Raw genomic sequence first — 744 nt, forward strand, 5'->3', positions numbered from 1 at the left:
TCAGGGAGGGGGAGTCAGGGGGTGGGTTAAAAAGAGGTCGTGCCTCACTATTCAGAAATATTGCTTTTCCCATAAAAATTCCAGTAGAGCCTTACTTTTCAACACAAAACTAATTTTAAACTATCCAAATTCAAGGAAATTCGTTATGAAAAAAAACCGTTTATTTTGGCTTCTTCCGGTCGTTATTCTTCTTCCGGTTTTTCAGGTGCACGCAAAAACCATCCGGGCGGAAATTCTCGAAACCAAGGTGCTCTGCCATGAGCCCGGTCGCTACATCGGCTGGCCTACCATCATGCAAACCCGGTCGGGCGAACTGGTGGCGGTCTTTTCCGGCAATCGGGACGACCACGTGTGTCCGTTCGGTATCACACAAATGGTGCGCAGTACCGACAAAGGTAAAACCTGGAGCGCGCCGGTTACCATCAACAACACCCCGCTGGACGATCGGGACGCCGGCATTTTGCAGACCCGTGCCGGCACCTGGGTGGTAAGCTGGTTCACTTCCCTTGCCTTTGACAAACCCAGTTTCTACAAGAAATTCCCCAGCTGGAAACGGCACGCGGAAAAACTGGGACCCGAAACGCGCAAGCGCTGGCTGGGAAGCTGGATCCGCCGATCAGCCGACAGTGGAAAAACCTGGGGAGACCCCGTCCGTGTGGAAGTTTCGGCTCCTCACGGCCCCATCCAGCTCCGTGATGGACGGTTGCTTTACATCGGGAGCGCCACTTTTAACGGCAAACACGG

1 protein-coding gene is annotated in these 744 nt (G+C 53.2%); it reads left to right on the forward strand.

What is annotated here, in order from left to right; genetic code table 11:
• Positions 1–145: 145 nt before the first annotated feature.
• On the forward strand, positions 146–744 hold a 599-nt coding region (locus tag GXO76_01635; GenBank protein NOY76549.1), incomplete at its 3' end, for an exo-alpha-sialidase.

This window comes from Calditrichota bacterium, assembly GCA_013151735.1.
Taxonomy (GTDB): domain Bacteria; phylum Zhuqueibacterota; class JdFR-76; order JdFR-76; family BMS3Abin05; genus BMS3Abin05.